Source organism: Kitasatospora sp. NPDC101447 (genome assembly GCF_044767225.1).
In the GTDB taxonomy this organism is placed as follows: Bacteria; Actinomycetota; Actinomycetes; order Streptomycetales; family Streptomycetaceae; genus Kitasatospora.
On the sequence record NZ_JBIWNL010000013.1, the window covers coordinates 177,782 to 203,600 of the forward strand.

Consider the following 25,819-nt stretch of genomic DNA (forward strand, 5'->3'; position numbering starts at 1 on the left):
CCCGCCCTCTCACAGAAGTGGTCCTTCGATCTATGCCTACGGTCCTCTCCATCGCCGACGCGCTGCGCGAGCGCTTCGCACAGGCGATCTCCACTGCGTTCCCCGACGCCGCGGACAGCGACCCCCAGCTGCGACGAAGTGACCGCGCCGACTTCCAGGCCAACGGCATCATGAGCCTGGCCAAGCCGCTGCGGACCAACCCCCGCGAGGTGGCTGCGCGCGTGCTCGAGTACCTCGGGGCTGACCAGGTGATCGCGAACCTGGAGGTCTCCGGGCCCGGCTTCATCAACGTCACCGTCACCGACGCCGCCATCCTCGAGCGACTGGCCGCCCGCGCGGCCGACGCCCGACTCGGTGTCGGCAGCAAGGCCGAGCCAGGCGTAACGGTGATCGACTACAGCCAGCCGAACATCGCCAAGGAGATGCACGTCGGCCACCTGCGCTCCACGATCATCGGGGACGCGCTCGTGCGCGCTCTCGAGTTCAGCGGCGAGAAGGTCATCCGGCGCAACCACCTCGGGGACTGGGGCACCCAGTTCGGCATGCTCATCCAGTACCTCATCGAGCACCCCACCGAGCTCGACGAGGGTACCGAGCCGGACGACTCCGGGCCGTCGATGTCCCGCCTCAACCGCCTCTACAAAGCGTCGCGCGCCAAGTTCGACAGCGACGCCGACTTCGCCGACCGGGCCCGCCGGCGCGTCGTCGAGCTGCAGGCCGGCCACGCCGAGACCGTCGCGTCCTGGCAGGGCATGGTCGACGAGTCGAAGGTCTACTTCGAAGCCGTCTACGCCCGCCTCGGCGTCCTCCTCGAAGACGTTGACGCCGTCGGCGAGAGTTACTACAACCCGATGCTCGCCGACGTGTGCGCCGACCTCGAAGCCTCCGGCGTGGCCGTGCGCTCAGATGGAGCCCTGTGCGTCTTCTTCGACGACATCAAGGGCCCCGACGGCGAACCGACCCCGCTCATCGTCCAGAAGAGCGACGGCGGCTACGGCTACGCCACCACCGACCTCGCCGCGATCCGCGACCGCGTCGGCATGCTCGGCGCCAACCAGCTCCTCTACGTCGTCGACAGCCGCCAGGCCCTGCACTTCCGGATGGTCTTCGAGACCGCCCGCCGCGCCGGCTGGCTCCCCGACGACGTCCGCGCCCTGCACCTCGGCTTCGGCACCGTCCTCGGCAAGGACGGCAAGCCCTTCAAGACCCGCTCCGGCGAGACTGTCCGCCTCATGGACCTCCTCGACGAAGCCGTCGACCGGGCCCGTACCGTCGTCGCCGAGAAGAGCCCCCAGCTCGCCACCGAGGAACTCGAAGACCGGGCCAAGCAGGTCGGCATCGGCGCGGTCAAGTACGCCGACCTCTCGACCTCCCGCACCCGCGACTACATCTTCGACGCCGACCGCATGGTCTCCCTCAACGGCGACACCGGCACCTATCTCCAGTACGCATACGCCCGCATCCAGTCCATCCTGCGCAAGGCCCCCGACGACGTCACCCCGACCGCCCACCAGAACCTCGCCCTGGAACCGGCCGAACGCGCCCTCGGCCTCCTCCTCGACGAATTCGGCACCACCGTGAACCTCGTCGCCGAGACCTTCGAACCCCACCGCCTCTGCGCCTACCTGCACAGCCTCGCCGCGGCGTACACCACGTTCTACGAGCACTGTCCCGTCCTCAAGGCACCCAGCCACGAGGTCATGGAGACAAGGCTGCTGCTGTGCCAGCTGACCGGCCAGACCCTCCGCCAGGGCATGGACCTCCTCGGCATCGGAACGCCCGAGCGCCTGTAGTAGATGACGAGAGCCTTCGAGTGAGCCGGCAGTAGATCGGCTGACTCGAAGGCTCTCGTGCGGTGGCAAATGTTGGTTTGCTCACCCGAGGTCAGCGCCCTGTCCAACAGCTGTGCCGCTACCCCTGGCGCGCATCAGGGTCCCGCTGCGGCGGCCTCGGCTCCCGATGACGAGGTAGGCGTTGACGAGGAAGGGAGCTAGTCTCGGGGTTGTCCGGTCGGCCCCGCCCAGGCCCGAGACGGGCCGCAGGTTGCTGTTGTGCCATGGAGATCGCCTCGGAGTCGTCGTCAGCCATTCCTCCAGTCCGCGCGGCGGGCGGTCAAGCGCCGTGAGTCCCCAGGCCGTCGCCACTCCTACCGCTTGTCGGCCTTCCCGGGAGCCCACCTGGCGAGCGGCGCCTCCACCGGCAGCCCGGACTTTTTGAGCGCTTCGGCGCACATACTGCCGGTAGAGCCGACGAGCAGGTGCTCGGCGACGAGGTGCGGCACGAGCAGCGCGACGGTGCCGGTCTGCCAGTCGGCCGCCACCTGGTACATGGCGAGGACGGCCGCCTCCCACTGCGTCATCGAATCGCGGGTACGACAGCTGTCGGTGTATTTCGGGCGAGGCGGTACCTTCACCGCTACGAGCCGCCGGGGTGCGCCACCGTGCTGCGCGACAACAGCGCGGGCCTCGCCGATCCAGGCGCTCAGCAGCTCATCGAGGGCGGCGTACGCCTCGTCGCGGCCCTTGCGACGACGGTCGAAGGCGTGGTGGAGGACCAGCAACGCGGCGGACTCCTCATCCTCCAATGCCGTCCAGGACCGGGCTGCCTGATCGTGCCACTCCGACCAAGCACGGCGGAGGACGTGGGCCGCATCAGGCCCGAGGCCCGCGAACTCCGGACCCGAACGCACCCGCACCTACGTCGAGAGGCGAACCGCCGAAGGCCTTGCAAGAAGGGCATCATGCGATGCCTGAAACGCCACATCGCCCGCGAGGTCTACCGCGCCTTACTGCGGTCGATCCGCACTCCCGACACCACCCGAAAAACCATGCAAAGCGACCTCATTGAAGCCGCTCGACATCCATAGGAGCATCCCCGGGGCGGTTCACGGCGGAGGGATCGAAGCTGCTTCCCGGCGTCGGTGCCGGGGCCGGCGCGCCCACCGCTCAGGTCCGGCCGGTGGTGCGGGCCGCGGGGTCGGGTGCCGACCAGCTGCCCAGCAGGCGTAGCGCGTGCGCGGAGGGGCTGCCGGGTTCGGCGGTGTAGAGGTAGAGGGCCTGGTCGGGGTCGTCGGGCAGGGTGAGGGACTCGTAGTCGAGGGCCAGTTCGCCGACGAGCGGGTGCCGGTAGTGCTTGGTGCCGTGGGTGTATTCGAGGACGTCGTGGTCGGCCCACCACTGGCGGAAGTCCTCGTCGTGGACGGAGAGTTCGCCGACCAGTTCGGTCAGCCGGGGGTCGTGGGGGTGGCGTCCCGCGTACAGGCGCAGGGCCGCGACCGTGCCGCGGGCCGCGGTGTCCCAGTCGGTGAGCAGGTCGCGGGCGGCCGGGTCGAGGAAGATGAACCGGGCGAGGTTGCGCTCGCGGTGCGGCAGGGTGTCGAAGTCGGTGTACAGCGCCTTGGCGAGGGTGTTGGCGGCGAGCACGTCCAGCCGGTGTCCCATGATCATCGCGGGGGTGTCGGCGAGGGAGTCGAGGAGCCGGAGCAGCCCGGGGCGCACCCGCTGCGGCGCCACCGGGCGGCGCCGGCCGGAGCCCGGCCGCGGGCGGACCAGGTCGGACAGGTGGGCGCGCTCGGCCGCGTCGAGGCGCAGTGCGCGGGCCACCGCTTCGAGGACCTGCGCGGAGGCGTTCGGGTTGCGTCCGCGTTCCAGGCGCACGTAGTAGTCCACGCTGATGCCCGCCAGCCGCGCCACCTCCTCGCGGCGCAGCCCCGGCACCCGGCGCCCGCCGCCGGCCGGACCGAGTCCGGCCTCGTCGGGGCTGACGCGGGCCCGGCGCGAACGCAGGAAGTCGCGCAGTTCGAGGTTGGGCTCGCGCCCGGCCGACGTGCTCATCCGTCCAGGCTAGGCCGCCGCGCGCCGTCGCCGCACCGCGTGAGGGGGTCCGGTGGACCCCCTGTACGTCCCGCCCCCGCTGCCGGTGCCCGCGGCGCTCCGGCCGGTGGTCTGCTGGATCACGACACACCGTTCGTACCGTCCGAAGACCGAAGAGGGACCGCCTTGTCCAAGCCCCTGATCGTCGTCACCGGTGCCGGCTCCGGCATCGGCGCGGCCACCGCCCGCCTCCTGTCCGCCCAGGGACACCCGCTGCTGCTGCTCGGGCGGCGGCTGGAGAAGCTGGAGGAGCTCGCGCTGCCCCGGGCCCTGTGCCGCAAGGTCGACGTCACCGACCGGGACGCGTTCGCGGCGGCGGTGCGCGAGGCCGAGGAGCGGTTCGGCCCGGTGGACGCGATCGTCAACAACGCCGGCGCCATGCTCCTCGGCCGGATCGCCGACCAGGGCGCCGAGGAGTGGGACCGGATGATCGACCTGAACGTCAAGGGCGTGCTGTACGGCGTGCGCGCGGTGCTCCCCGGGATGCTCGCCCGGGGCACCGGCACGATCATCAATGTCGGTTCCGTCGCCGGTCGCAAGACCTTCCCGAACCACACCGCGTACGTGGCCACCAAGTTCGCCGTCCACGCGATGTCGGAGAACCTGCGCGAGGAGGTGGCTGCCGCCGGTGTGCGCGTGGTCACCGTCGCCCCCGGCGCCGTGGAGACGGAACTCCTCTCCCACACCACTGACGAGCGGATCAGGCAGGACTACGAGGCCTGGAAGGAGTCCGCCAGCGGCGCCCTGGACGCGCACGCCGTGGCCGAGGCGATCGCCTACGCCTACCATCAGCCGCAGCACGTCACCGTCCGCGAGATCGTCCTCGCCGCCACCGGCCAGCAGGCCTGACCGGCGCCGCCGCGCCCCCGCCCGCACCGTCGGTCCCCGCATCCTGGCCGGCGGAACCGGACGTCACCCGGTGGGCAGCGCGAGCGCCAGCTTGCCGGTGGCGCGGCCGTCGAGGAGGTGCCGGACGGCCGCGGCGGCCTCGGCGAGCGGGTAGGTCCGGTCCACGACGGGGCGGAGCGTGCCCGCGTCGACGAGCGCGGTCAGCTCGCGCAGCCCGTCCGCGTGTTCGGAGGCGATGAAGGTGCCCAGGTGCTGGTCGGTGAACGGGGACAGCAGCTGGGCGCGGAGCTGGCGGTCGGTGCCGCCGAGCCAGCGGCCGTTCGTCTCACCGCCGGTGATGACGAGTCTGCCGCGGGGCGCGAGCGCGCGGCGCAGGTCCCGCAGGGTGCGGTTGCCCGCGATGTCGATGATGGTGTCGTAGCGCGCCGGGGCGGCGAGGAAGTCCTCGTGGGTGTAGTCGACCACGTGGTCGGCGCCGAGCGCCCGTACGGCGTCGAGCTTGCCGGTGCTCGCGACGGCCGTGACCACGGCGCCCAGGCCGTGGGCGAGTTGGACGGCGAAGGTGCCCACGCCACCGGCGGCTCCGGTGATCAGGACCCGCCGGCCCTCCCGGACCCGGCCCTTGTCGCGCACCGCCTGGAGCGCGGTGAGCGCGCTGACGGGCACCGTCGCCGCCTCCTCGAAGGTGAGCCCGGCCGGCTTGGGGGCGATCCGGTCGGGGCGGGCGACGGCGTACTCGGCGAAGGCGGCGGGGGCCGTGCCGTAGACCTCGTCGCCGGGCGCGAACCCGGTCACCTCGCGGCCGACCGCCTCGACGATCCCGGCGAGGTTGCGGCCGGGGTTGGGGAGCTTCGGCCTGCGCAGCCCGCTCACGGGCCGGACGGCGTACGGCAGCCCGGCCATCATGTGCCAGGTGCCCCGGTCCACGCTGGAGGCCCGCACCCGGACCAGGACCTCGCCGGCGCCGATGCCCGGCAGGGGGAGCCGCCCCGTGCGCAGCACGTCCTCCGGCCGGGCGCCGTAGCGCTCCTGGACGACGGCTGCCATCGTCCCGGTCCCGTCGGTGGTCCCGGTCGACTTGCCCGTGTTCCGCATCCGCATCGTCACTGCTCCTGGTCCTCGCCCGCCACTTACGGCGTAAGTGCTGCACTTACGCCGTAAGTACAGCACTTACGGCGTAAGCTCGCAACGCTGGAGACCGAGAAACGCCGAAGGCCGAGAGACGCCGAAGACCGAGAGAGGACGTGACCACCCACCGTGACCCGACGTACCGCCCCCACGCCGCAGCCGGCCCGCGAGACGCTCACCCGACGCCGGGTGCTGGAGGCGGCCGTCGAACTGGCCGACGCCGGCGGCCTGGAGACGCTCTCCATGCGCAAGCTCGGCCAGGCCGTCGGGGTCGAGGCCATGTCCCTCTACAACCACGTGGCCAACAAGGAGGACCTGCTCGACGGCATGGTCGACCTGGTCTTCGACGAGGTCGAGCTGCCCGTGCCCGGCGACGACTGGCAGCGGGCGATGCGGCAGCGGGCGATCTCCGTCCGCCTTGCGCTGTCCCGCCACCGCTGGGCCATCGGGCTGATGGAGTCGCGCGCCACACCGGGCCCCGCGACCCTGCGCCACCACGACGCCGTCCTCGGCTGCCTGCGCCGGGCCGGGTTCTCCCTCGCCCTGACCGCCCACGCCGTCTCCGCCCTCGACAGCTACGTCTACGGATTCGCCCTGCAGGAGAAGGCCCTGCCCTTCGACACCCCGGAGGAGACCGCCGAGGTCGCGGAGTCCATCCTGAGCGGATTCGACGCCGGCGAGTACCCGTACCTCACCGAGATCGCGACCGCCCACGTCCTGCGCCCCGGGTACGCCTACGGCGACGAGTTCACCTTCGGACTCGACCTCATCCTCGACGGCCTCCGGCGGCAGCAGACCGGGTGACCGGCTGCGGCGGCGTCCTCGCGGCTGCCCGGGCGGCGTCCGGCCGAAAACCGCGTGCGCCGCGCAGACCGGCCGCACTACCCTGGGTGCCATGAACGTCACCGGCCTGGACACCACCACCACCACCACCACCGCGACCGCGCGAGCGACCAGCTCGCCGGTTGCCGCCGCCTGACGTCATTCCCGACTCCCCCCGGCGACCGGACACGGTCCGCCGGCGGTGGCCCGGAGGTGTTTCCTCCCCGGTTCCGACGATCGCGTGGGCCCGTTGTCCGGCGCCTCCCCGTCACACGCGAAGGAGCCACCCCGTGGACACGGACCAGATCGTCCGCACGTTCGTCGAGTACTTCGAGGACCGCGGCCACCGCCGGATCACCGGCTCGACCCTGCTGCCGCCGCCCGGCGACCCCGTGCTGTTCACCACCTCGGGCATGCACCCGCTCACCCCGTACCTGGAAGGACGCCCGCACCCCCTGGGCCGGCGGCTGGTCAACGTGCAGCGCTGCCTGCGCACCACCGACCTCGACGAGGTCGGCGACGCCACCCACCTGACCGTCTTCGAGATGCTCGGCACCTGGTCGCTCGGCGACTACGAGGGCCCGCAGAGCCTCGACTGGGGCTACGGCCTGCTCACCGAGGGCTTCGGCGTCGATCCCGGGCTGCTGCACGCCACGGTCTTCGGCGGCGACGACCGGACGGGCCCCGACACCGCCTCCCTGGAGCTGTGGCAGGGGCACGGGGTGCCGGTGGAACTCACCGTCGAGGACAACTGGTGGTCCAACGGGCCGACCGGCCCGTGCGGCCCCGACTCGGAGATCTTCCTGTGGACCGGCGACACCCCGCCCGAGTCGACACCCACCGGTGACGACCGCTGGGTGGAGGTCTGGAACCACGTGATGATGCGCCACCGACGGCTCGACGACGGCTCCCTGGTGTCCCTCCCGCAACGCAACGTCGACACCGGACTCGGCCTGGAACGGCTGGCCTCGCTGCTCCAGGGCCGACGGTCAGTGTTCGACTGCGACGTCTTCGACCCCTGGCGCCGGACCGTGCCCACCCTGTGGCAGCTGGACGAACCGTCACTGCGGCTGGTCTGCGACCACCTGCGCTCGGCCGTCGTGGTGATCGGCGACGGTGTGCTCCCCTCCAACACCGGCCGCGGCTACGTGCTGCGCCGGCTCGTCCGACGGGTGCTCACCGTCCTGCGCCGCGACCACCCGCAGGGCAGTCTCGTCGACCTGCCCGGCGAGCTGATCCGGCACACCCTCGACCACTTCCGCCAGGAGGGGGACCCGGACGTCGTCCGCCGGGTGCTGCTCGACGAGGAGCGCCGGTTCGGCCGCCTCCTGGAGCGCGGCCGCCAGGTGCTGGCCCGCCCCCGGTTCCGCGGCCCGCTGACCGAGGAGGACCTCCACTACCTCCACGACACCCACGGCCTCCCGCGCGACCTCGTCCTGAACCTGCGGCCGCAGTGACGGGTCCGGCCCGCGCCGACGGGGTCCGCGGGGTCCGCCCCCCGCCGGCCCGGGCGGGCTGCACCACCGGTAGGTGACCGCCACCGGACGGGTGGCGGTCACCTCGCGCTCGACCACGCCGTTGCGTTCCAGTCGGCGCAGCGTCCCGTGGCCGGCGGGCGGCCCTCCCGCACTCTCGGGCCCTCCGGTACGGTCCCGTCAGACCGCGGAGAGGTGCAGCTTGAACGGTGAACCGTCGGACCTCGGCGTCCAGCCGTCCGACAGCGCGGCCCGGATGCCGGCGGCGACTTCGCGCGGCAGGACGAGCTCACCGGGCGCGAGGCTCGGTTCGAAGACGGCCGGCCGACCGGTCTCCACGACCAGCGTCGTTCCGGGCGAGGAAGCGTCCTCCACCCGGTAGCCCAGGGTGACGCCGTCGTAGCTGCAGCACCAGTGCTTCCTGCTCACTCGCCAGCGGTACTCGACGCCGTCGACGACGATGCGGCGGGAACCCTTCTTCGCCAGTGCCACCCTTTCCCCTTCCCCCTTGTGCCTTCGGACTTCGACTGCCCGCGGATGCCCGCGCATGTCTGCGGATGTCTGCGGATGTCTGCGGATGTCTGCGGATGTCCGTCACCAGTCTCCCCGCACCGCACGCGCGTGTCACCGGGTTTGGCCCGGAGCTCAGGAGGCCGGCCTGCCGGTTCGGCGGACCGGGCTGGGCGGGTGTGGTTAGGGTGCCGGTCATGACCGGTGAGTTCCCGGGTGATGGTCCGGGTCGTGACGTTGTGTCGGTGGATGGGCGGTTGGCCGATCCGGAGTGGCTGGTGAACGGCGACCCGGAACAGGTCGTGGCGGCCCTGGACGGCGCTGTGGGACGGGAGGAAGCCGCGGCGGCGGCCGTGTACCGGACGTCAGGGCATCTGCACCGTGAATCCGGTGCGCAGCTGCGACGGCAGGTGCTGGCCCTGGACGCCGCCCGGTACGGACACCGGGAGTTGGCGCGGGGCATCGCCGCGGTGGCGGTCGGCGGGGACACCGGTGATCCGTGGGTCGTGCAGTGGGCGACCGGTACCGGCCTGGACTCCCGGCTGCGGTACGCGTTGCCCGCACCCGCCACGGTGGGTGCGGTGGCGACCGTGGTCGTGGCGGACCGCGGGCTCGCCGTCGCCGGCTGCGAGGACGGCACGCTGCAATGGTGGGACCTCGCCACGGGCCGGAAGCTCGGTACGGCCGCAGTCGGCGACAGCGGCGCGGCCGCAGCCGGTGACAGCGGCGCTGTGCGGGCACTCGTCACGACGGTCCTGGACGGCCGTCCGGTCGCCGTCACCGCGCACTCCGGCGGGTCGGTCCGGGTGTCGGAGCTCGTCGCGGGAGAGGGCGGAGGCGAGCCGGTCGTCCTGCACCCGGGGGAGGGCGGCTCCTGGATCAACTCGCTCGCCACCGTACCGATCGAGGGCCGGCCGGTGGTGGTCGGCGGCAGCGTCGACGGGAGGGTGCGGGTGTGGGACCCGGCCGCCCCTGCCGGCGGCGGAGAACTGCTGAGCATACGCACCGGCACCGTACGCGCGCTCGGGACGGCGGTGGTGGACGGCCGTCCCGTCGTCGTCACCGGCCACGGCTGGGGCACCGTCCGGCGGTGGGACCTCATCACGGGACGGGAGTTCGGCACGGGGAGCGACCTGGTCGAGGAGTCCCACGCCGGCACCGATCCGTCGTCCGACGCCGACGCCGACGCCGACGCCGACGCCGACGCCGACGCCGACGCCGATTCCGAGGTCGACGGCGGCGGCCGCCAGTGCGCCACCATGGAGATCAATGCCATGACGCACGTCGTGGCGACGGACCCGGCGTTCGAGTCCCCGCTGGCCGTCAGCGCCAACGCCTACGAGACCTGCATCCGGGACCTGGCCACGGGAGAGCAGGTGGGTGAGCCCGGGCCGGGGTTCGTGGAGGCGGCGGCCGTGAGCGTGCTGCGGGGCCGCCCCGTCGCCCTCCTCGGAGGCAGCGGCGGGCCGGTCCACGTGTGGGACCTGTCCGCCTCCCGGCACCTGCGCCCGCCGCTGATCGGCCACCGTGGGACGGTGCGGGCAGCGGCGACGGCCCTGGTGAAGGGCCGTCACTTCGCCGTGACCGGAGGCGACGACGAATCGGTCCGTGTCTGGGACCTCGACGGCGAGAGGGACGAGCGGGTCGGGAGCTGGGCAGGCAGCAGGCCGGCCGGTCACACCGGGCCCGTGCACCGGGTCACCACGGCCGTCGTGAACGGCCGTTCCGTCATCGTGACCGGTGCCGAGGACGGAACGGTCCGGGTCTGGGACCTCGACGGCGGGGAACAGCTCGGGGAGCCCCTGGCCGGGCACACCGCCGCCGTGATCCAGGTGAGGGTGGGGACGGTCGAGGGGCGGCCCGTCCTCCTCACCCGCGACCGGACGAGGACGGTGCGGATCCTGGATCTCACGACCCGGGAGGAACTGCACGGACGGTCGACGCAGGAGTACTCCAGCTCGTTCATCGACTTCTTCGGGGCGGTGGAGGACCGCTTCGTCGCCGTGACCTGGGAAGGACGCGTGTGGGACCTGACCGCGAGCGCATGGATCGGCGTGCAGCCGAAGCAGCGCTGCGCCCTCGCCCTGGAATCACTCGAAGGCCGCCACGTCATCCTGACCGGGTGCGCGGGCGAACCGGTCCACCTGTGGGACATGGCCACGGGTGACCGGATCGGTCCGTCCTTCGTGGGACTGACCGGCCGGGTGCGGGCGGGGGCGGCAGGGATGCTGGACGGCCGCCCCGTCGTCGCCGCAGGAGGGGACGACGGCACCGCGCGGGTGTGGGACGCCACCACGGGACGGCAGATCGGCGCCTACACGTTCCCCGCCGATGTCCGTGGACTGGCCCTGACCCCCGACGGGCGGCTGGTGGTCGCCTTCGGCACGGACCTCACCGTCCTGGCCCACCGCGTCCGGAGGTGACAGCAGCCCTCCGGCCGACCGCCCCGGCGGCTCGTCGCGGCCGCTCGCTCCGGCGGCTCGCCCCGGCCCGCGGACCGCTGCTCAGCCCTCGTCTCCGAGGCCTCGGTCGGGTGCGCTCATGTCGCCGGTGCGGGGGGTGCCGTCGGCGAGCCCGTAGAGCAGGCGCACGGTGCCCTGGGGGCCGGCTGCCGGGGGCTGGAGGAGGGTGAGGTTGGTGGGCACCGCGCCGCCGTCGAACACCTTCTTCCCGACGCCCAGCGTGATCGCGTGGACCCAGAGGTCGAGGCGGTCGAAGAGCTTCTCGCGCAGGAGGGTCTGGACGAGGTCGAGGCTTCCGACGACCTTCACCTGCTCGTGCCGGTCCCGGATCCCGCGCACCGCGGCGGGCAGGTCCGGGCCGAGCTGCGTGGAGCCGGCCCACGGCAGCTCGGGCGTGCCGCGGGAGGCCACGTACTTCGGCACCCGGTTGAACAGCTCGGCGATCTCGCCGTCCTTCTGGTGCGGCCAGTAGGCGGCGAAGATGTCGTACGTCCGCCGCCCGAGCAGCAGGGCGTCCGTGCCCTCGTACGCGGCGAGGATCTGCGCCCCGGTGACCTCGTCGATCAGCGGCGCCTGCCAGCCACCGAAGGGGAACCCCACCGGGTCCTCATCGGGGCCGCCGGGCGCCTGCCCGACGAGGTCGAGGGTCGTGAACAGCTCGATGTCGATGAGGCCCATGGCCGACTCCCGTGCGTGCGTCGATTGTCTCCGTCAAGAGATAGACCCGCCGTGGCCCGAAAACTCATCGCCACGACGGAATCGGGTTTCCCCACCCGGACGGACGACCCCGGGCACCGCGCCGCCCTACCGGTTCCGCCGTTACGCGGGCCTCGTGGGCCCCGTGCGCAGCAGTGCGTCCGCGAGTTGTCGGGGGCGGCTGAGTGCGGCCAGGTGGCCGCCGGGGATCTCCTCGATCTCCAGGCCCAGCCGGTCACGGGCGATCATGCGCTGGAACTCCAGCGGGAAGAAGCGGTCGTCCCGTCCCTGGAGGAACCGCGTCGGTACGTCCGGCCAGCGGGTCAGTGGCCACGGCTGCGCGAACAGCGCGGAGGGCGGCTGCGAGGCGCCCAGGGCGAACGCCTCCTCGGTGACCTCGGGCGGGACGTCGTGGAAGAAGTCGGCCCGCAGGTCGAACTCGGGATCGGCGCCACGCCCGGTGGCGGCCGCGTGGTCCGACCGGGCCTCGGCCTGGCCGGTGTTCTCCCACCACTGCCCGGCCGTCTCCCCGGGCGCCGGGACCATCGCGTTGAGCAGCACCAGCTCGGCGACCGGCACCGACAGCCGCCCGCACACCAGCGGAGCCGAGAAGCCCCCGAGCGACTGCGCCACCAGGACCAGCGGCCCGCTGAGCTCGGCACGCCGTTCGACCGCTGAGACGACGGCCTGCGCCGTCTCCTCCAGACCGGCGGATTCGTCGCTCGGCAGGTCCATCGTGACCACGTCGTGCCCCCGGGCCCGCAACTCGGGCTCCAGCCGGTGCCAGAACCAGGCCCGGCCGTCGGCACCGGGAACGAGCGTGAAGGTCGCCATCCTCGTCCTCCCTCTGCGGGTTGCCGCCCACGTTTCCTCCCCGCGCCCTCCGACGCTAGCGGGTGGCACTGACACTCCGCGCCCGGGAGGCGAGGGCCGGGGCCCTCTGGAATCCTGACGGCGAAGCAACCGTCGGGAACCCCGCGAGGAGCCGTCATGTCCGGACAGTTCGAGGCCGCTGTGGAGGTCGACTGCCCCGTGGAGGAGGTCTTCGCGTACCTCGCCGACGGTCGCCACGACCCCGAGTTCAGCCCCCGGGTCCAGGAGATCACGAAGACTCCGGACGGCCCGACCGCCGTCGGGACGGTCTTCCACAGCACGGTGAAGGACGCCGGGATGAAGACCGCCCGCCGGTTCCGCATCACCACCCTGGACGCGCCGCGCACGATCCGCTGGAGCGAACAGAGCAAGAACCTCATCACGGCCGAGGGCGGCTACGACCTCGAAGCGCTGCCGGACGGCCGTACCCGGGTCCGGATCTTCAACGTGCTCGAAGGCCACGGACTCGGCAAGCTGCTGCTCGGCGCGGCCCTCCGCGCGGCCCGCAAGGACGCCCCCGCCTTCGGCGGCCGGATCAAGACCGCCGTCGAGCGGTCCTGCGCCTCGCGGAAGGGCCGGTGACGCGGTGACGTGGTGACCCGCGGCCGGCCCGCCGGCCCGACCACTGGCGCTCCGGGAACAGCACCGCAGCACCGAAGTCCGCCCGCCGCACCACCGAGGAGTCTCCGATGGACCTGCGTCTCTCGGGCAAGGTCGCCGTCGTCACCGGGGCCAGCAAGGGAATCGGTCTCGCCGTGACGCAGGCGCTCGCCGCCGAGGGCGTGAACGTGGTCGCGGTGGCGCGCGGCATCACGAGCGCCCTGACGGACCTCGCCCCCCAGGTGCATCCGGTGGCCGTCGATCTCACGACCGCGGACGGCCCCGCATCCGCGGTCGACCGTGCGGTCTCCCGGTTCGGCGGACTGGACATCCTCGTCAACAACGTCGGCGCGGTGCGTCCTCGGCTGACCGGTTTCCTGTCCGTCACCGACGACGACTGGATCCAGGGGCTGACGGTCAACCTCCTCGCCGCCGTCCGCACCACCCGGGCGGCCCTGCCCCACCTGATCGACCGCGGCTCCGCCTCGATCGTGACCGTCAGCTCGGTCAACGCCTTCCTGCCGGACCCGACGATCATCGACTACTGCGCGGGGAAGGCAGCGCTCACCAACTTCTGCAAGGCCCTCTCCAAGGAGGTCGGGCCGCAGGGCGTGCGCGTCAACACGGTCAGTCCGGGGCCGGTCTCCACGTCGCTGTGGCTCGGCGACGACGGTGTCGCCGCGACGGTCGCGAAGGCGGCGGGCGGTACGCCGGAGGACGTCGCCCGGAGCGCCGTCGCACAGTCCGCGACCGGCCGCTTCAGCCTCCCGCAGGAGGTCGCCGACCTCGTCCTGCTGCTGGCCAGCGACCGGACGGCCAATGTCACCGGGAGCGACTTCGTCATCGACGGCGGTCTCGTCCAGACCCTGTGACGGCTGAGGGCGGGCCCGCCGGTGGGCCCGTGCCGGTGTTGCCGGCTGCGGGCCGTTGCGGAAGGAGCGGTGATGACCCAGGTGATGACCCAGCCGGCGGTCCAGGTGGCGGTGTGCGGGCCCGCGGAGTGCAGTGCGGCCGAGGCGGCGGCGGCCCGGGAGGTGGGTGCCCTGCTGGCACGCTCGGGTGCGGTCGTGCTCTGCGGGGGCTACGGCGGTGTCATGGCGGCCGCCGCGCAGGGAGCGGCAGGGGCGGGTGGCGTCGTCATCGGCATCCTGTCGGGCGCGGACCGGTCCGGGGCTTCGCCCCACCTGACGGCTGCCGTCGCGACCGGCATGGGCCAGGCCCGGAACAGCGTCCTGGTCGGTTCCGCGGACGCGGTCGTGGTCGTCGGCGGGTCGTGGGGAACGCTCTCCGAGGTGGCGATGGCCGTACGGCAGGGCGGCAAGCCGGTGGTGGGACTGGGGACCTGGCAGATCGTCGATGCGCGGGGCGAGGCCGTCCCGGGTGTCGTCGCGGCGGACGATCCGGCCACCGCCGTGGCACTCGCCCTGGAAGGCCGCGACTGACCCGCCGGGGGCCTGCACGACGAGCCCGGTGAGGTTCCTCCGGCGGTTGACGGCGTACGGGCCGGCGCCGGCGGCGGCGTTGATCGGATGTCTACGTGCGCCTGGTGCACTGTGAGCCGCGGTCCCACCGGCCGCAATCACCGATCACCCACCACGTCGTCAGGGCTCGACCATGATTCCCACGCAGATACCTCCGCTCACGACACTCCCGGTGCTGGAGACCGCGCGCGTCCGCCTCCGGGACCACCGTGCCGACGACCTCGACGCCATGCGCCCGGTCTGGGGCGACGAGGACGGCATGCGCCACCTCTCGACGGGCGTCATGGACGACGCCCGGATCCGGCGCAGGCTCGACGAGGCCGTGGCGACCGCCGCCGCGGTGCCGCGCCGCCACTACCAGCTGGCCGCGTGTCTCCGGGGCGACGACCGCCCCGTCGGCGGCATCCGCCTCGACGTCGAGGACGCCACCACCGGGTACTCCGGCGTCTTCACCATGGCCCGGCACCTGCGCGGCTCCGGCTGCGCGCCCGACATCGGGTGGCTGATGCTCAAGCTCGCCTTCGCCGAACTCGGCCTCGCCCGGGTGTGGAGCATGACGTCCGTGGCGAACATCGACGCGGTCCGCGCGATCACCCGCTTCGGCTTCACCCCCACCGGCGAGACCGAGCGCTACTTCGCCGAGGCCGACACGACCATGCGCCTGGTGACCATGGAGGTCCTTGCCGACACCTGGCGCGCGATGCCCGTCCCGACCGGCCCCGGTCCCGCCTGACTCCGGCGCTCGTGTTCGCGGTCGTGGTCGCGGTCCGACCTCGGCCGAGGGAGCCGAGGCCGCCGGGTGAGGTGACGGCGCGTTTGAGTACGGCGTAAGCTTACGGTGTACTCAAACGCGAACGCCCATGACCCACAGGGGGATGCTCCATGCGCACGATCGCCGTCACCATGCCGCTCGTCTGGCTGGCCTGGCTGGTACTCACCGAGTGGGTGCCGCTGTTCCCGCTCAACGACCTGAGAAGCGACAACCGCCGGGAACGCCTCGGCGACGCGGCAGTCAACTACCCGATCCCGCTGCTCATCGCCGGCGGCGTCGCCCTGGACCACCCGGTCTCGCGGATCGCCGCCCTGGTGCTGTGCCTGCTGGTCCTCGTCGGTCACGTGGCCAGCTGGTGGCTGCCGTACGCCGGGATCAGCTCGGCGGCGCAGCGGGAGTCCTACGCCCGGGACTACGCCCGCACGCTGAAGGTCCTGCCCACGCAGGGGCGCGCGGTGGTGCCGGACGTCCAGCACATGGTGGTCGGCGTCCTGAGCCTGGCCATGGCGGGCAGTACCCTGGCCGTCACGCTGACCGGATGAGTCTGACACCCTGAGGGCATGAAGCAGGCATCACGACCCGGCCGCGGAGGTCGCCCCGCCCAGATCAGTGTCGAGCAGATCACGGCCGCAGCCGTCGACCTGCTCGACCGCGAGGGGCTGGAGGCACTGACGATGCGACGGATCGGCGCCCACCTCGGGGTGGCCGCGATGTCGCTGTACCGTCACCTCCCCGGTCGTGACGCCATCCTGTCCACGGTGGTCAACCACCTGTTCGCCACCGCGCTCGCCGACCTGGACGCCGGACCGACCTGGACCGGGGCGCTGACCCGGTTCGCGGTCGCCTACCGTCGCATGCTGCTCGACCACCCGAACGCGGTGCCCCTCCTGGCCACGCACCCGGTCGACCCCGCCACGGCCGTCCCGGTCCTGGCCGGGCTGCTGGAGAGTCTCACCGCCGCGGGCGTCGACCAGGACGACGCACTGATCCGGATCCAGTCCGTCGGGGTCTTCACGCTGGGCCACGCCCTGGCCCAGGTGGGAGCGCACCCGGGCGCCGCCGATGCAGATGCGGATGCGGATGCGGATGCGGATGCGGACGCGGATGCCGACGATGCCGCCGGTGCTGACACCGATGCCGCCGATGCCGGGCAGGACCCTGACGCGCTCGACTACTACCAGCGGTGGTTCGACGCCGGCCTGCAGGCGCTGGTGACCGGCTTCGACCGCCGCGACGCGCCCGCGTAGCGGAGGCCGGACAGCGGAAAACGGGGCCCGTACCGCGCGAACGGTACGGGCCCCGTTCCTCACCCGGGACCCACCGGGGTCAAGGGCGACTCACGACCAGGCGGTCGGGTGGGTCAGGGCTTGGTCGGGAGGACCGAGTAGCAGTACGGGTCGCTCAGGTGGAGATGGGCCCAGTACAGCAGGTCGCCGGTCTGGGGGCCGACGACCCCGTCGGGGTCGAGGTGCTGGGCGATCTGGTAGGCCTTCAGCACCCGCAGGGTCTCGTCACCGAACTGCCCGTCCACGTCCAGGCCCATCTCGGGGTGCGGCATGCCGCTGCGGTTGGAGGTCCAGTGGTTGAGCGCGAGCTGGACGCACGTCACGGCCGAGCCGCGGTTGCCGTAGCGGACGTAGCTCGCGCCGGGCTGGGCGCTCGCCGCCGTGGCGCCGATGCCCACCAGCAGGAGGGCGGCGGAGACGGTGGCCGCGCCCCTGCGCAGGGCCGCCTTGGTGTTCAGCTTCATGGTGCGTTTCCCAACTTCTCGTACAGGTGTGGCGAGCGCCGGACCGCGGGACCGACGCATCGTCAACCGTAGGCGCAGGCAAACCCGTCGAACGCCCGTGAGACGCGGCCGGAGCCGTCCCACAGCTGTCTCACGGCGCTGGTCTGGGCTTTGGGAGAGCCGGGGGCGGGACTTTGGAGACGATCCGTCGGCTCCCGCCGCGCGCGGGCCGGGGTTTCGCCCGCTCCACCGGGGTTCGACCGGGTGCCGGACGGGCCCGATCCGGCCGCCGACCAGTCGATCGGGTGAATCGGGCGACGGCCGCGCGCCGGGGGACGTCCTCGCCCCCGAACGCCCCTGCCACCGCCTTGTACCCGGCGCCGCCAAGGCTCTCGAACGCGCGCTCGCCGCCTGCGCACTGGGCTCCGACGCACCCGCCGGGCGTGTCCCCGCCCGGCCGGTGACTGCCCCGGTCCGGGTCTGAGCCTGCCCGGAAAATCCCTCTTTGCCCTGGGATCGCCTGGAGGTAATCCACTTGAACGCCGCATTCGAACAGCACCATCATCGGACGCCGCTGACCCCGAAACGCTGTGGCCAACTCGGCTGGGAACAAGGCTATTTGAAGCTTTTTGCGGGCCCGGTTCGGCGCTTCCGCACGTCCGCACACCGCTCTGCCTGCTCCTGCCCGCTCTGCCCGCTCTGACCGCTCTGACCGCTCTGCGTCTGGAGGATCTGTGGCCTGTCACCCCGCCCTGGAGGCCCGCGTGCCGCACGAGGAGGCGCACGCATGAGCGCCGCGACGACGTCGGCCGAGAGCGCCGACGAGGAACTGCAGTGGCTCGCCGACGGGCGCCGCATCGAGGCGATCGAGGCGATCAGCGTCAGCGCGATGGCCCGCCGCCTGCCCGCGCTCGTCGTCCGCGCCTTCCGCCTCGGCTGGGGCATCGACCGTGCCTCCGTCGCGCTGCTCCTGGCCTGCCAGGCCGTGTCCGCCGTGCTCGGCGCGGCCGGCCTGCTCGCGACCACCGGCACGATCTCGGCCCTGTTCGGTCCCGGCCCGGTGGGTGACAAGCTCGCCCACGCAGCGCCGTCCATCCTCCTCATTGCGACGGCGGCCGGCGCCCGTTCGCTGCTCGGCATCACCATCCGGACCATCACCGTCCACCTGTCGCCGCGCATCTCCCGGGCGGCGGAGGCCGCGGTGCTGCGTGCCACGGTCGCGGCCGAGCTGACCGCCTACGACCACGCGGGCTACAACGACGAGCTGGAGGCCGCCGACCGCGGCGCCGAGGTGTGCGTCGACATCGTCGGGGAGGCGCAGAACCTGCTGGCCTCGCTCGCCTCCCTCGTCGGCGCGGCCGGCGTGCTCACCGTGCTCCACCCGGCCCTCCTCCCCCTGCTGGTGTCGGCCGCGCTCCCCCAGGGGATCGCCTCGGTGCACGCCGCCCGGGTCCAGTTCCTGGCCAACCGGGCGGCGGTCGGCGACCGCCGGATCATGGCGAACCTGCGCTGGTACATCCACCTCAAGCGCAACGCCGACCAGGTCCGCTCCGACACGATGGGCGGCTTCCTGCTCGACAAGTACGAGCAGGTCGGCCGGCGGCTCGACGCCACGTCGCGGCGGGCGGCGATGCAGAGCGCCCGGGTGTCGGTGATCGGGGCCGCCGCGTCCGGCCTCGGCACCGCGCTGGTGTGGGCGGCGATGCTGTGGCTGGTCGGCACCGGCCGGATGAGCCTGCCGCGCGGCGGTGCGGCGGTGTTCGCGCTCGGCGCGGTCGGCACGAGCCTGCGCGGCATCGTCGGCTACGGCGCGGACCTCTTCCGCACCGGCATGTACCTGGACGACTGGTCAAGCTTCCTGGACACCGCCGGCGGCCACCGGCCGAAACGCGGCACCGAATCGCCGCCCCCGCCCGGGCGGATCAGCGTGGAGGACCTCAGCTACGCCTACCCGGCCTCCGAGCGGAAGGCCCTCGACGGAGTGAACCTGCACGTGGACCGCGGTGAGATCCTGGCCCTGGTCGGCGAGAACGGCTCCGGCAAGACCACGCTCTCGAAGCTCCTGGCGGGGCTCTACCTGCCCGACGGCGGATCGGTGCGGTGGGACTCGCGCGACACCCGCGACCTGGACCCGCACGCCCTGTGGCGGCAGGTCGCGGTCGTTCCCCAGGACTACGCGCGCTGGCCGCTGACCTGCCGGGAGAACATCACGCTGGGCCAGCCCACCCGCGACGGCGACGAGGCGGTGATGCGCGCCGCCGAGGCCTCCGGCGCGGCCGACGTCGTCGCCAAGCTCCGCCGCGGCCTCTCCACCCTGCTGGCGGTGGAGTGGATGGGCGGCGAGGAACTGTCCGGCGGCCAGTGGCAACGCCTGGCCATCGCCCGGGCCTTCCACCGCGAGGCCGGGCTGCTCGTCCTGGACGAGCCCACGGCGGCCCTGGACCCGCGGGCCGAGCACCGGATCTTCCGGAACCTGCGCGCCGTCGCGCGGGAGCGGGCGGTCGTCCTGGTCACCCACCGGCTCACCAACGTGGCCGTCGCCGACCGGATCGTCGTCCTCGAAGACGGCAGGGTCCTCCAGGAGGGCACGTTCGCCGAGCTGGTGGCCGACGAGGGCGGCCGGTTCAGGGAGTTGTGGGACCTCCAGAACGAACGGACCGGTGTCCCCGCCCAGCGGACCCCGGCCGCAGAGCAGAACGCAGAGGCGGACGAGGAGGCCGGCCCGTGACCGACTCCGTGGCCCCGGGCCCGCTCCACCGGTTCACGCCGGCGGCACGACGCGGTGTCGCAGCGTTGCCGAGCTGGGCTCGAAGTCGTCGTCTCCCGAGTGCGTGAGCGTGATCTCGTGGTCGTCTGCCGCGAGGACCGTGGTGCTGAAGGACGCCGAGCCGTGTCCGTCGAGCTGCGCGCTGCCCAGGACGGTCGCCCCGTCGGCGAACGTCAGGGTGCCCTGCAGCGTGCCCGCTCCGGGCGGGGCGGCGCGGGCGACGGCCCGGAAGGTCACCTCCTGTCCGGCCGTCGAGGGGTTCGGTGACGCGGAGAGCGCCACGGTGTAGCCCCCGGGCATCGGCGATCGTGCGGCGAGCGTGCCGTCCAGCTGGAGCTGGAAGCCGAAGCCGTCGGCGAAGGTCCCGTTCGTCGTCTGGGGCAGGTATTCGTACGTCCAGGATGTGGGACCCCAGGCAGGGAGCAGTACGGCGAGGATCGCCCGCGGGCCGATTCCGGTCACCCCAGGGGGACCGGAGAGACAGGAGGTTGCCGATGCCCACCAGGTCGCTGTCCGCCCCGGTGGCGTCGAGCACGACCGGGTACCCGTGGAGGACGAGGGTGTTCCCCCGGGCCGTCGCGAATTCGGCGCAGGTGGGATCGAGGACGACCTGTCCGTCCGGGCTGACGCCGAACATGGGGGACGCGCCCGAAGTGCCGGACTTCGAGCCCAGCAGGTACCCGTGCGAGATCGGGGCGGGAAGGAGCGTCAAGGTGTTCACCTGCGTGCGGAGCAGCTGCCTCCCGCCTTCGGGCTCGACGGCATCCTCGCGGTGGCGACCGAGCTGCCGTACGAGATCGCCTTCGCCACCCGAACCTGAGAGCACCCCGCCCGCCCGTAAACGACGGATGCGCCGGGCCGCCCAGGCTCTCGGCATCACACGGTTCGGCATAAAAGTAACCACTGCCACCCGAAATATCCGACTACAGGCCAATAATGGGAACTTACGATCTCATAGTGAAAATATCTAAATGCAACTTCCGGAAGATCACTTACCGTATTTATATGATTGACGGATAGTTGTTGGTGCTGATACGTTTCATTGCGCGGGGAGTGGAAAGCTCCGCCGAGGCGATCCGCAACAACCACTCTGGGGGGTATTTTGCGCAGCTACATGAAGGCATTAGGACTCAGCGCTGCAGTCATCGGCTTGACTGCAGCAATGGGATCGACGTCGATGGCGAACGCCAGCGAAAAGACCGGCACCAAGAAGCTGGTTTCCGAGGCATCGGCGCCGATGAAGGTGTTCGGCTTCGACGCTGCTGTGGCAGAGCAGAACGGCTACAAGATCGTGACTTTGCCGAACGGCCAGAAGGCCTCGGTTCCCAAATCGGCCCCCGTTCAGCAGACGCGGACGGCGTCATGAGCAATCCGGTCGTCGACGGAGACTACGGTGAGTCTCACGTCCACTTCTGGGCCACCGGTGGTGACTACTACGGCGAGGTCGAAACCGGATACAATGTCAGTCATTCAGTCGCCCATTTCGGGTGGACCGTCGACGTCACCGACAGGTTTGGCGTAGGTTCGCTCAAGAACTCTGAGAACTTCACGCCCGCCAAGTACTCGATGACGTTCTTCACGCACTCTGGAGGGAATGGATATGCGTCCGCCCAGCTGGAGGCGGGTAGCTACGTAGTGCTCATCGACGGCGAGATGTGCCACTCCGGTGCACCCTGGGACGACACGTTCTACTACAAGGACTGATTGTCTCCGGTCATGTGTCGGCAGTAGGTTGCGAGACCAAGGCTCAATGGATGCTACCCCGCCGGAAGAGATGATGCCCAATAACCCCCTCTCTCGAGAAATCGAGATGCTGGCTCACGAGTTCTGTGGGGCAGTGTTTGGACTGCCACAGCAGGACCCGGTGGGGCTGAGGTCGGTCAAGACTGAAGATCTCTATGAATCGGCCTCGATCTCCTATCGCGTGGGTGGCAAGCTGATTACTGTCGGTACTCTGCTGGACGACGTTGATCCCAGCTTCGCATACAGGTGGCTGGCGACTCATCGAAAAAACGACTCGCCGGAAGCGCCTAGTCTGAAATCGGTCGATATCCGAGTCGGACGCGGCGCCATTGATCCATCGGGTCGGATCCCTGGCCATCTCGCAGCATATGGTTTGGGGGGATACTGCGCCCTTACTCCCCAGCTGCGGCCTGTGAACTGGATCATTGCAGGAGACCTTGAAGTAGTGATTCGCTGGTGCGTGGCGGTAGCCACTGTCGCAGGAGGTTACTCCACCGAGGTCGACTGAATCCGAAATAGCCGAGATGATTTTGCGCGCATGGATGTCGGATCAGAGTCTGATGCGACAGGTAGTTGAGACTCGCAGGTCGTGACGGCCGCTCGGTTGAGTGAAGTCATCAAGGTGTGCCCCCGTCGGCGTGTCGACGGGGGCACCGTGCTGTGGACCGGTGCTCTGCGCGTTGTCGGCCTGACCTAGGAAATGCCAAGAATTTGAGACTGAACCCGGCTGACACGGCGTGAGACAGTCGGAGGACGCCTGGCACGTTTCCCCCTCAAATGCGCGTGCGACCGCGAGAGATGCATCGATGCCCACCTCGTCGTCCTGCGACTTGATGACCTCGGTCACGGCGGGCGAGCCTGCCACATGGCCACCTGAGGCTCAACCAATTTTCTGCTTGCTGGCCGAGATCGTGCCTAACATGCCTCCGGGTAGCCGTGCCGTCCGACGTGGACAGATACTTGGCAGCTATAGATAACCCTCGACCCGCGGGCCGAGCACCGGATCTTCCGGAACCTGCGCGCCGTCGCGTGGGAGCGGGCGGTCGTCCTGGTCACCCACCGGCTCACCAACGTGGCCGTCGCCGACCGGATCGTCGTCCTCGAAGACGGCAGGGTCCTCCAGGAGGGCACGTTCGCCGAGCTGGTGGCCGACGAGGGCGGCCGGTTCAGGGAGTTGTGGGACCTCCAGAACGAACGGACCGGTGTCCCCGCCCAGCGGACCCCGGCCGCGGAGCAGAACGAGCAGGCGGACGAGGAGGCCGGCCGGTGACCGACCACCGGTTCGCGCAACGGGAGGACGCGGCACCGCGGGCGGCGTCGGCGTCGGCGTCGGCGTCGGCGTCGGTGTCGGGGTCAGCGGAGGGCGAGGGCGATGGCGCGGGCGATGGGTTGGCCGGTGTGGGATTCGAAGTAGGTGAAGGCCGGGCTGGGGTTGACCTCGAAGCAGTAGACGTCGCCGTCGTCGGTGAGCATCAGGTCGATGCCGGCCAGGTCCAGGCCCAGGGCGTCGGCCAGGCGCAGGCACCGGTGGGCCAGGTCGTCGGGCGGCTGCCAGGGGGAGAGTTCGGCGCGGCCGCCGTCGTGGTGGGCGTAGCGGTAGTCGACGCGGTCGGTGGTGATGCGGGTGGCGAACACCTCGTCGCCCACGGTGTGCACGCGGATGTTGGTACCGCGGACGCGCTGCTGGAACTGGACCGGGCAGGAGCGGATGAGGGGCAACCGGGCGGTGGCCTCCCGGTCGAGGGCGTGCACGACGGACCGCTGGCAGCTGATCGACTTGTAGACCAGCTCGCCGTGGCGCTCCCCGAAGTCGTGGACCAGCTCGGGGTCGTTGGTGACCAGGGTCTCCGGCACCAGGAAGCCGGTCCGGCGGATCAGTTGGGCCTGGTGGGGCTTGGAGGCGTTCGACGCCGATGCGGCCGCCCGGTTCATCACCCGGCCGGGAGCGACTTCGATCCAGCTGCTCAACGCCTCGTGCCAGGCCCGGCACCGCTGCAGGACGTCCTCGTCCGGGTGGCGGGTCTCGGGGAGCCGCCGCCAGTCCATCAGCCGGGCGTAGATGCCGGTCACCTCGGCGCAGTCGACGGTTCCGCCGTCCGCCGTCAGCCGGCCCCGGACGCCCGTGCCGGTGGCCTCCAGCTCGAACGGCAGCTCCAGGAAGTGTCGTTGGTGGAGGACGGTGTAGGGCAGGCCGAGGTCGTCGAGCGCGGCGGTGACCCGGGCGATCGGCGTCTCGCTCGCGATGCCGCAGACGGCGATCATCGGGCTGCCTCGGGGAGGGCGGGGAGGGCGCGGAGGGCGGGGAGCGCGGTGAGGTGGTCGAGCAGGTGGTCGAGGAACGGCTCGCCGCCGGAGCGGAGGTCGGGCAGCGGGCTCGCGCCGCCGAAGACCGGGCGCTGTTCGTCGTCCAGGTGCAGGTCGAGCCCGAGCAGGTCGGTGCCGGCGAGCCGTGCGAGGCGTACGCACGCCTCCTCGTCCTCGGCCGCGAGCGAGGGTGCACCGAAGACCCGATCGCCGAGCACCAGGACACCGTCCGAGTCAGGAACGGCGGCCCGGTCCGGCTCGGGGCCGGGGCTGCTGGAGATCCGCGCCGGCGGCACCGGCAGTCCCGCCCGCGCCGCGAGCACCGTCCACTCCGCCGTCGAGCGCCAGGCTCCGCACAGCCCGGTCGCGCAGGGCCGGTTGACCGCGACCGGGGCGAGGCAGGTGAGCAGGCTGAGCAGCAGGGCGCTCAACTCCTCCTGGGCGTAGAGGGCGTCGCCGTGCGTGTCGAAGGGCAGCAGTCCGAAGGGCGCCGCGGCCACCCGGTTGAGCACGCCCGAGACCTCCCGGCTGTCGAGGAGGCGGCCGTCCGGCAGGACGATCTCGAAGCCCGCCCCGTGCCGGCCGACGCGGTGCGCCGACCGGGTGGAGCCGAGCAGCGCCTGCGGGGAGAGCAGCTCCAGCGGCTCAAGTCCGCGTTCGCGCAGTCCCTCGTGGGCCCACAGCGCCGCCCGGTCGGCGGGGTCGCCGAGCACCAGCCACATGCGGGGCCTACCCCCGGCCCGGACCGGTCTCGGGGTCCTCGTTCCCGAGGGCGCTGTCCGCGAGGTCGGGCCGCTGGTCGGCCGGGATGAAGTGTCCGGCCCCCTGGCCGAGACCATGTCCGCCGACCGGGACGTGCGACTCAAGTTCCTTGCCGACGTGGTCCTTGTGTTCCTTGTCCTTGCCGTCCTTCTCCTTGTCCTTCCACTCCTTCCCCTCCTTCGTCACCTTCCGCCGTTCACGCGTGAGCTGGAACGTCTTCTCTCCCGCGACGGTGTCGTTGCAGTTCAGGGTGAAGTTCGCGGTCGCGGTGTCCGCGGCGAACTGGCCGCCGGAGGCGATCCTGATCACGATCCGGTCGCAGGTGTTGGTGGCCAGACTGGCGGGGAAGCTGTGCAGCACGAACCCGGCGCCCATGTCCGTGTCGGCGGATCCGCCGAAGGTCAGCGTGCCCGGTCCGATGTTCGCGACGGGCACCACCTGGTCGGCCGTCGTCTCCAGTACGTTCACGTGCAGCGACGTGGCCATCTGGATCCGGGGCTGCCGGCCTTCCGCGTCGGACGGGGCCGAGGTCCAGACGAAGCCGAGCTCCTGCGGGTCGTTGTTGGTGATGCGCAGGTTCCAGGTGGAGACTCCGGGATCGGAGATCTCCACTTGCACCGTGAAGACGTCGGCGGTGTCCCGGGTCCAGGACGCGGTCGCGACGGTCCTGCCGGTCTCGTCGGGGACGGCCGCCTCGGCGGGTTGCTTCGGTACGGCCGTGATCAGCCCCTGACCGGCCCGGAGTTCGATGTCCGGGGCCCTGCCGCGCAGCGGCTGGCAGTTCGGCCCGACGGCCACCACGTGCAGGAACCACGGTGACACCGTCGGGTCCACGTCGAAGGCCACCAGGCCGGTGGTGGCCTGGTTCGCGAGCCTGACCTGGCCGGTGTCGGGAAACATCTGGAATACCACCGTGATCGCCTTCTCTGGTTCTCTGACTGTCTGAAGCTCTGCGGCCCGTGGCAACGACGGCG

At 71.6% G+C, this 25,819-nt stretch carries 27 protein-coding genes and 2 pseudogenes; 17 read left to right on the plus strand and 12 right to left on the minus strand.

Annotated elements, in window-relative coordinates; translation table 11 throughout:
* Positions 1-32 precede the first annotated feature (32 nt).
* Complete coding sequence (gene argS, locus ACIRST_RS20605) at positions 33-1,793, plus strand: arginine--tRNA ligase (protein ID WP_350520495.1); 1,761 nt, start codon at positions 33-35, stop codon at positions 1,791-1,793.
* Between the two features lie 353 nt (positions 1,794-2,146).
* Here the strand turns inward: argS and ACIRST_RS20610 are convergent, their stop codons facing one another.
* Together ACIRST_RS20610 and ACIRST_RS20615 are read right to left on the minus strand one after the other, a co-directional pair.
* Positions 2,147-2,560, minus strand: coding sequence for a hypothetical protein (locus ACIRST_RS20610; protein WP_402803400.1), 414 nt, complete (start codon positions 2,558-2,560; stop codon positions 2,147-2,149).
* Positions 2,561-2,945: 385 nt separating this feature from the next.
* The gene (locus ACIRST_RS20615; RefSeq protein WP_402803402.1) at positions 2,946-3,833 is read right to left on the minus strand and encodes a helix-turn-helix domain-containing protein; all 888 of its coding nucleotides are present in this window, start codon (positions 3,831-3,833) and stop codon (positions 2,946-2,948) included.
* 165 nt (positions 3,834-3,998) lie between these two features.
* On the opposite strand from ACIRST_RS20615, the gene ACIRST_RS20620 reads away from it, so the two are divergent.
* Positions 3,999-4,721, plus strand: coding sequence for an SDR family oxidoreductase (locus ACIRST_RS20620; RefSeq protein ID WP_402803404.1), 723 nt, complete (start codon positions 3,999-4,001; stop codon positions 4,719-4,721).
* 63 nt (positions 4,722-4,784) lie between these two features.
* Here ACIRST_RS20620 and ACIRST_RS20625 read toward each other — a convergent pair whose 3' ends face one another.
* The gene (locus ACIRST_RS20625) at positions 4,785-5,822 is read right to left on the minus strand and encodes an NAD(P)-dependent alcohol dehydrogenase (protein ID WP_402803406.1); all 1,038 of its coding nucleotides are present in this window, start codon (positions 5,820-5,822) and stop codon (positions 4,785-4,787) included.
* Between the two features lie 156 nt (positions 5,823-5,978).
* On the opposite strand from ACIRST_RS20625, the gene ACIRST_RS20630 reads away from it, so the two are divergent.
* Positions 5,979-6,653, plus strand: coding sequence for a TetR/AcrR family transcriptional regulator (locus tag ACIRST_RS20630; RefSeq protein ID WP_402803408.1), 675 nt, complete (start codon positions 5,979-5,981; stop codon positions 6,651-6,653).
* A 308-nt stretch (positions 6,654-6,961) separates the two neighbouring features.
* A complete protein-coding gene (locus ACIRST_RS20635) occupies positions 6,962-8,128 on the plus strand; it encodes an alanine--tRNA ligase-related protein (RefSeq protein ID WP_402803410.1) in 1,167 nt (388 codons plus the stop codon).
* Positions 8,129-8,194: 66 nt separating this feature from the next.
* Here ACIRST_RS20635 and ACIRST_RS20640 read toward each other — a convergent pair.
* Both ACIRST_RS20640 and ACIRST_RS20645 read right to left on the minus strand, forming a co-directional pair.
* Positions 8,195-8,272 (minus strand): annotated as a pseudogene (locus ACIRST_RS20640) (transcriptional regulator); the annotation flags it as partial.
* 54 nt (positions 8,273-8,326) lie between these two features.
* Entirely contained in the window at positions 8,327-8,638 is a 312-nt protein-coding gene (locus tag ACIRST_RS20645; RefSeq protein ID WP_402803412.1) for a hypothetical protein, read from the minus strand.
* A 275-nt stretch (positions 8,639-8,913) separates the two neighbouring features.
* Between ACIRST_RS20645 and ACIRST_RS20650 the strand changes: the two genes are divergently transcribed.
* Positions 8,914-11,079 (plus strand): WD40 repeat domain-containing protein, encoded by a 2,166-nt coding sequence (locus ACIRST_RS20650; RefSeq protein ID WP_402803414.1) that lies wholly within the window; start codon positions 8,914-8,916, stop codon positions 11,077-11,079.
* Between the two features lie 81 nt (positions 11,080-11,160).
* On the opposite strand, the gene ACIRST_RS20655 is transcribed toward ACIRST_RS20650, so the two are convergent.
* Both ACIRST_RS20655 and ACIRST_RS20660 read right to left on the minus strand, forming a co-directional pair.
* Positions 11,161-11,796, minus strand: a complete 636-nt coding sequence (locus tag ACIRST_RS20655) for a dihydrofolate reductase family protein (RefSeq protein WP_402803416.1) — start codon at positions 11,794-11,796, stop codon at positions 11,161-11,163.
* A 141-nt stretch (positions 11,797-11,937) separates the two neighbouring features.
* Positions 11,938-12,648 carry an alpha/beta fold hydrolase gene (locus tag ACIRST_RS20660; protein ID WP_402803418.1) on the minus strand — a complete coding sequence of 237 codons (711 nt, stop codon included), beginning with the start codon at positions 12,646-12,648 and terminating at the stop codon, positions 11,938-11,940.
* A 156-nt stretch (positions 12,649-12,804) separates the two neighbouring features.
* Between ACIRST_RS20660 and ACIRST_RS20665 the strand changes: the two genes are divergently transcribed.
* From ACIRST_RS20665 to ACIRST_RS20690, 6 genes are all read left to right on the plus strand, one after another.
* Positions 12,805-13,269 (plus strand): SRPBCC family protein, encoded by a 465-nt coding sequence (locus ACIRST_RS20665; RefSeq protein WP_350520506.1) that lies wholly within the window; start codon positions 12,805-12,807, stop codon positions 13,267-13,269.
* Positions 13,270-13,376: 107 nt separating this feature from the next.
* Positions 13,377-14,159: an oxidoreductase gene (locus ACIRST_RS20670; protein WP_402803420.1), complete on the plus strand. Its 783-nt coding sequence runs from the start codon at positions 13,377-13,379 to the stop codon at positions 14,157-14,159.
* A 72-nt stretch (positions 14,160-14,231) separates the two neighbouring features.
* A complete protein-coding gene (locus tag ACIRST_RS20675; RefSeq protein WP_402803422.1) occupies positions 14,232-14,729 on the plus strand; it encodes a TIGR00725 family protein in 498 nt (165 codons plus the stop codon).
* Between the two features lie 172 nt (positions 14,730-14,901).
* Positions 14,902-15,501 carry a GNAT family protein gene (locus ACIRST_RS20680; protein ID WP_350520509.1) on the plus strand — a complete coding sequence of 200 codons (600 nt, stop codon included), beginning with the start codon at positions 14,902-14,904 and terminating at the stop codon, positions 15,499-15,501.
* 149 nt (positions 15,502-15,650) lie between these two features.
* The gene (locus tag ACIRST_RS20685; RefSeq protein ID WP_350520510.1) at positions 15,651-16,082 is read left to right on the plus strand and encodes a hypothetical protein; all 432 of its coding nucleotides are present in this window, start codon (positions 15,651-15,653) and stop codon (positions 16,080-16,082) included.
* 18 nt (positions 16,083-16,100) lie between these two features.
* On the plus strand, positions 16,101-16,787 hold the full coding sequence (locus ACIRST_RS20690) for a TetR/AcrR family transcriptional regulator (RefSeq protein ID WP_402803424.1): 687 nt from the start codon (positions 16,101-16,103) through the stop codon (positions 16,785-16,787).
* Between the two features lie 113 nt (positions 16,788-16,900).
* Here the strand turns inward: ACIRST_RS20690 and ACIRST_RS20695 are convergent, their stop codons facing one another.
* A complete protein-coding gene (locus tag ACIRST_RS20695; RefSeq protein WP_350520512.1) occupies positions 16,901-17,290 on the minus strand; it encodes a peptidoglycan-binding domain-containing protein in 390 nt (129 codons plus the stop codon).
* 766 nt (positions 17,291-18,056) lie between these two features.
* Here ACIRST_RS20695 and ACIRST_RS20700 point away from each other — a divergent pair.
* Positions 18,057-19,997 carry an ABC transporter ATP-binding protein gene (locus ACIRST_RS20700; RefSeq protein WP_402803426.1) on the plus strand — a complete coding sequence of 647 codons (1,941 nt, stop codon included), beginning with the start codon at positions 18,057-18,059 and terminating at the stop codon, positions 19,995-19,997.
* 33 nt (positions 19,998-20,030) lie between these two features.
* Here the strand turns inward: ACIRST_RS20700 and ACIRST_RS20705 are convergent, their stop codons facing one another.
* The gene (locus tag ACIRST_RS20705) at positions 20,031-20,498 is read right to left on the minus strand and encodes an Ig-like domain-containing protein (RefSeq protein ID WP_402803428.1); all 468 of its coding nucleotides are present in this window, start codon (positions 20,496-20,498) and stop codon (positions 20,031-20,033) included.
* Between the two features lie 220 nt (positions 20,499-20,718).
* Here ACIRST_RS20705 and ACIRST_RS20710 point away from each other — a divergent pair, with 220 nt between their 5' ends.
* The 5 genes and pseudogenes from ACIRST_RS20710 to ACIRST_RS20730 form a co-directional block, all read left to right on the plus strand.
* Positions 20,719-20,856, plus strand: coding sequence for a hypothetical protein (locus tag ACIRST_RS20710; protein WP_350520515.1), 138 nt, complete (start codon positions 20,719-20,721; stop codon positions 20,854-20,856).
* A 282-nt stretch (positions 20,857-21,138) separates the two neighbouring features.
* Positions 21,139-21,402, plus strand: a complete 264-nt coding sequence (locus ACIRST_RS20715; protein ID WP_350520516.1) for a hypothetical protein — start codon at positions 21,139-21,141, stop codon at positions 21,400-21,402.
* Positions 21,399-21,740, plus strand: coding sequence for a hypothetical protein (locus ACIRST_RS20720; protein ID WP_350520517.1), 342 nt, complete (start codon positions 21,399-21,401; stop codon positions 21,738-21,740). Before ACIRST_RS20715 ends, ACIRST_RS20720 begins: the two co-directional genes overlap by 4 nt.
* 46 nt (positions 21,741-21,786) lie before the next feature.
* On the plus strand, positions 21,787-22,287 hold the full coding sequence (locus tag ACIRST_RS20725; protein ID WP_350520518.1) for a hypothetical protein: 501 nt from the start codon (positions 21,787-21,789) through the stop codon (positions 22,285-22,287).
* Positions 22,288-22,758: 471 nt separating this feature from the next.
* Positions 22,759-23,049: pseudogene (locus ACIRST_RS20730) on the plus strand (hypothetical protein); the annotation flags it as partial.
* Between the two features lie 83 nt (positions 23,050-23,132).
* On the opposite strand, the gene ACIRST_RS20735 reads toward ACIRST_RS20730, so the two are convergent.
* The 3 genes from ACIRST_RS20735 to ACIRST_RS20745 are packed head-to-tail and all read right to left on the minus strand — an operon-like array spanning position 23,133 to position 25,745.
* Positions 23,133-24,041: a glutathione synthase gene (locus tag ACIRST_RS20735; RefSeq protein ID WP_402803431.1), complete on the minus strand. Its 909-nt coding sequence runs from the start codon at positions 24,039-24,041 to the stop codon at positions 23,133-23,135.
* Positions 24,038-24,805 (minus strand): hypothetical protein, encoded by a 768-nt coding sequence (locus tag ACIRST_RS20740; RefSeq protein WP_402803432.1) that lies wholly within the window; start codon positions 24,803-24,805, stop codon positions 24,038-24,040. Before ACIRST_RS20740 ends, ACIRST_RS20735 begins: the two co-directional genes overlap by 4 nt.
* Positions 24,806-24,812: 7 nt before the next feature.
* A complete protein-coding gene (locus ACIRST_RS20745; RefSeq protein ID WP_402803434.1) occupies positions 24,813-25,745 on the minus strand; it encodes a hypothetical protein in 933 nt (310 codons plus the stop codon).
* Positions 25,746-25,819 lie beyond the last annotated feature (74 nt).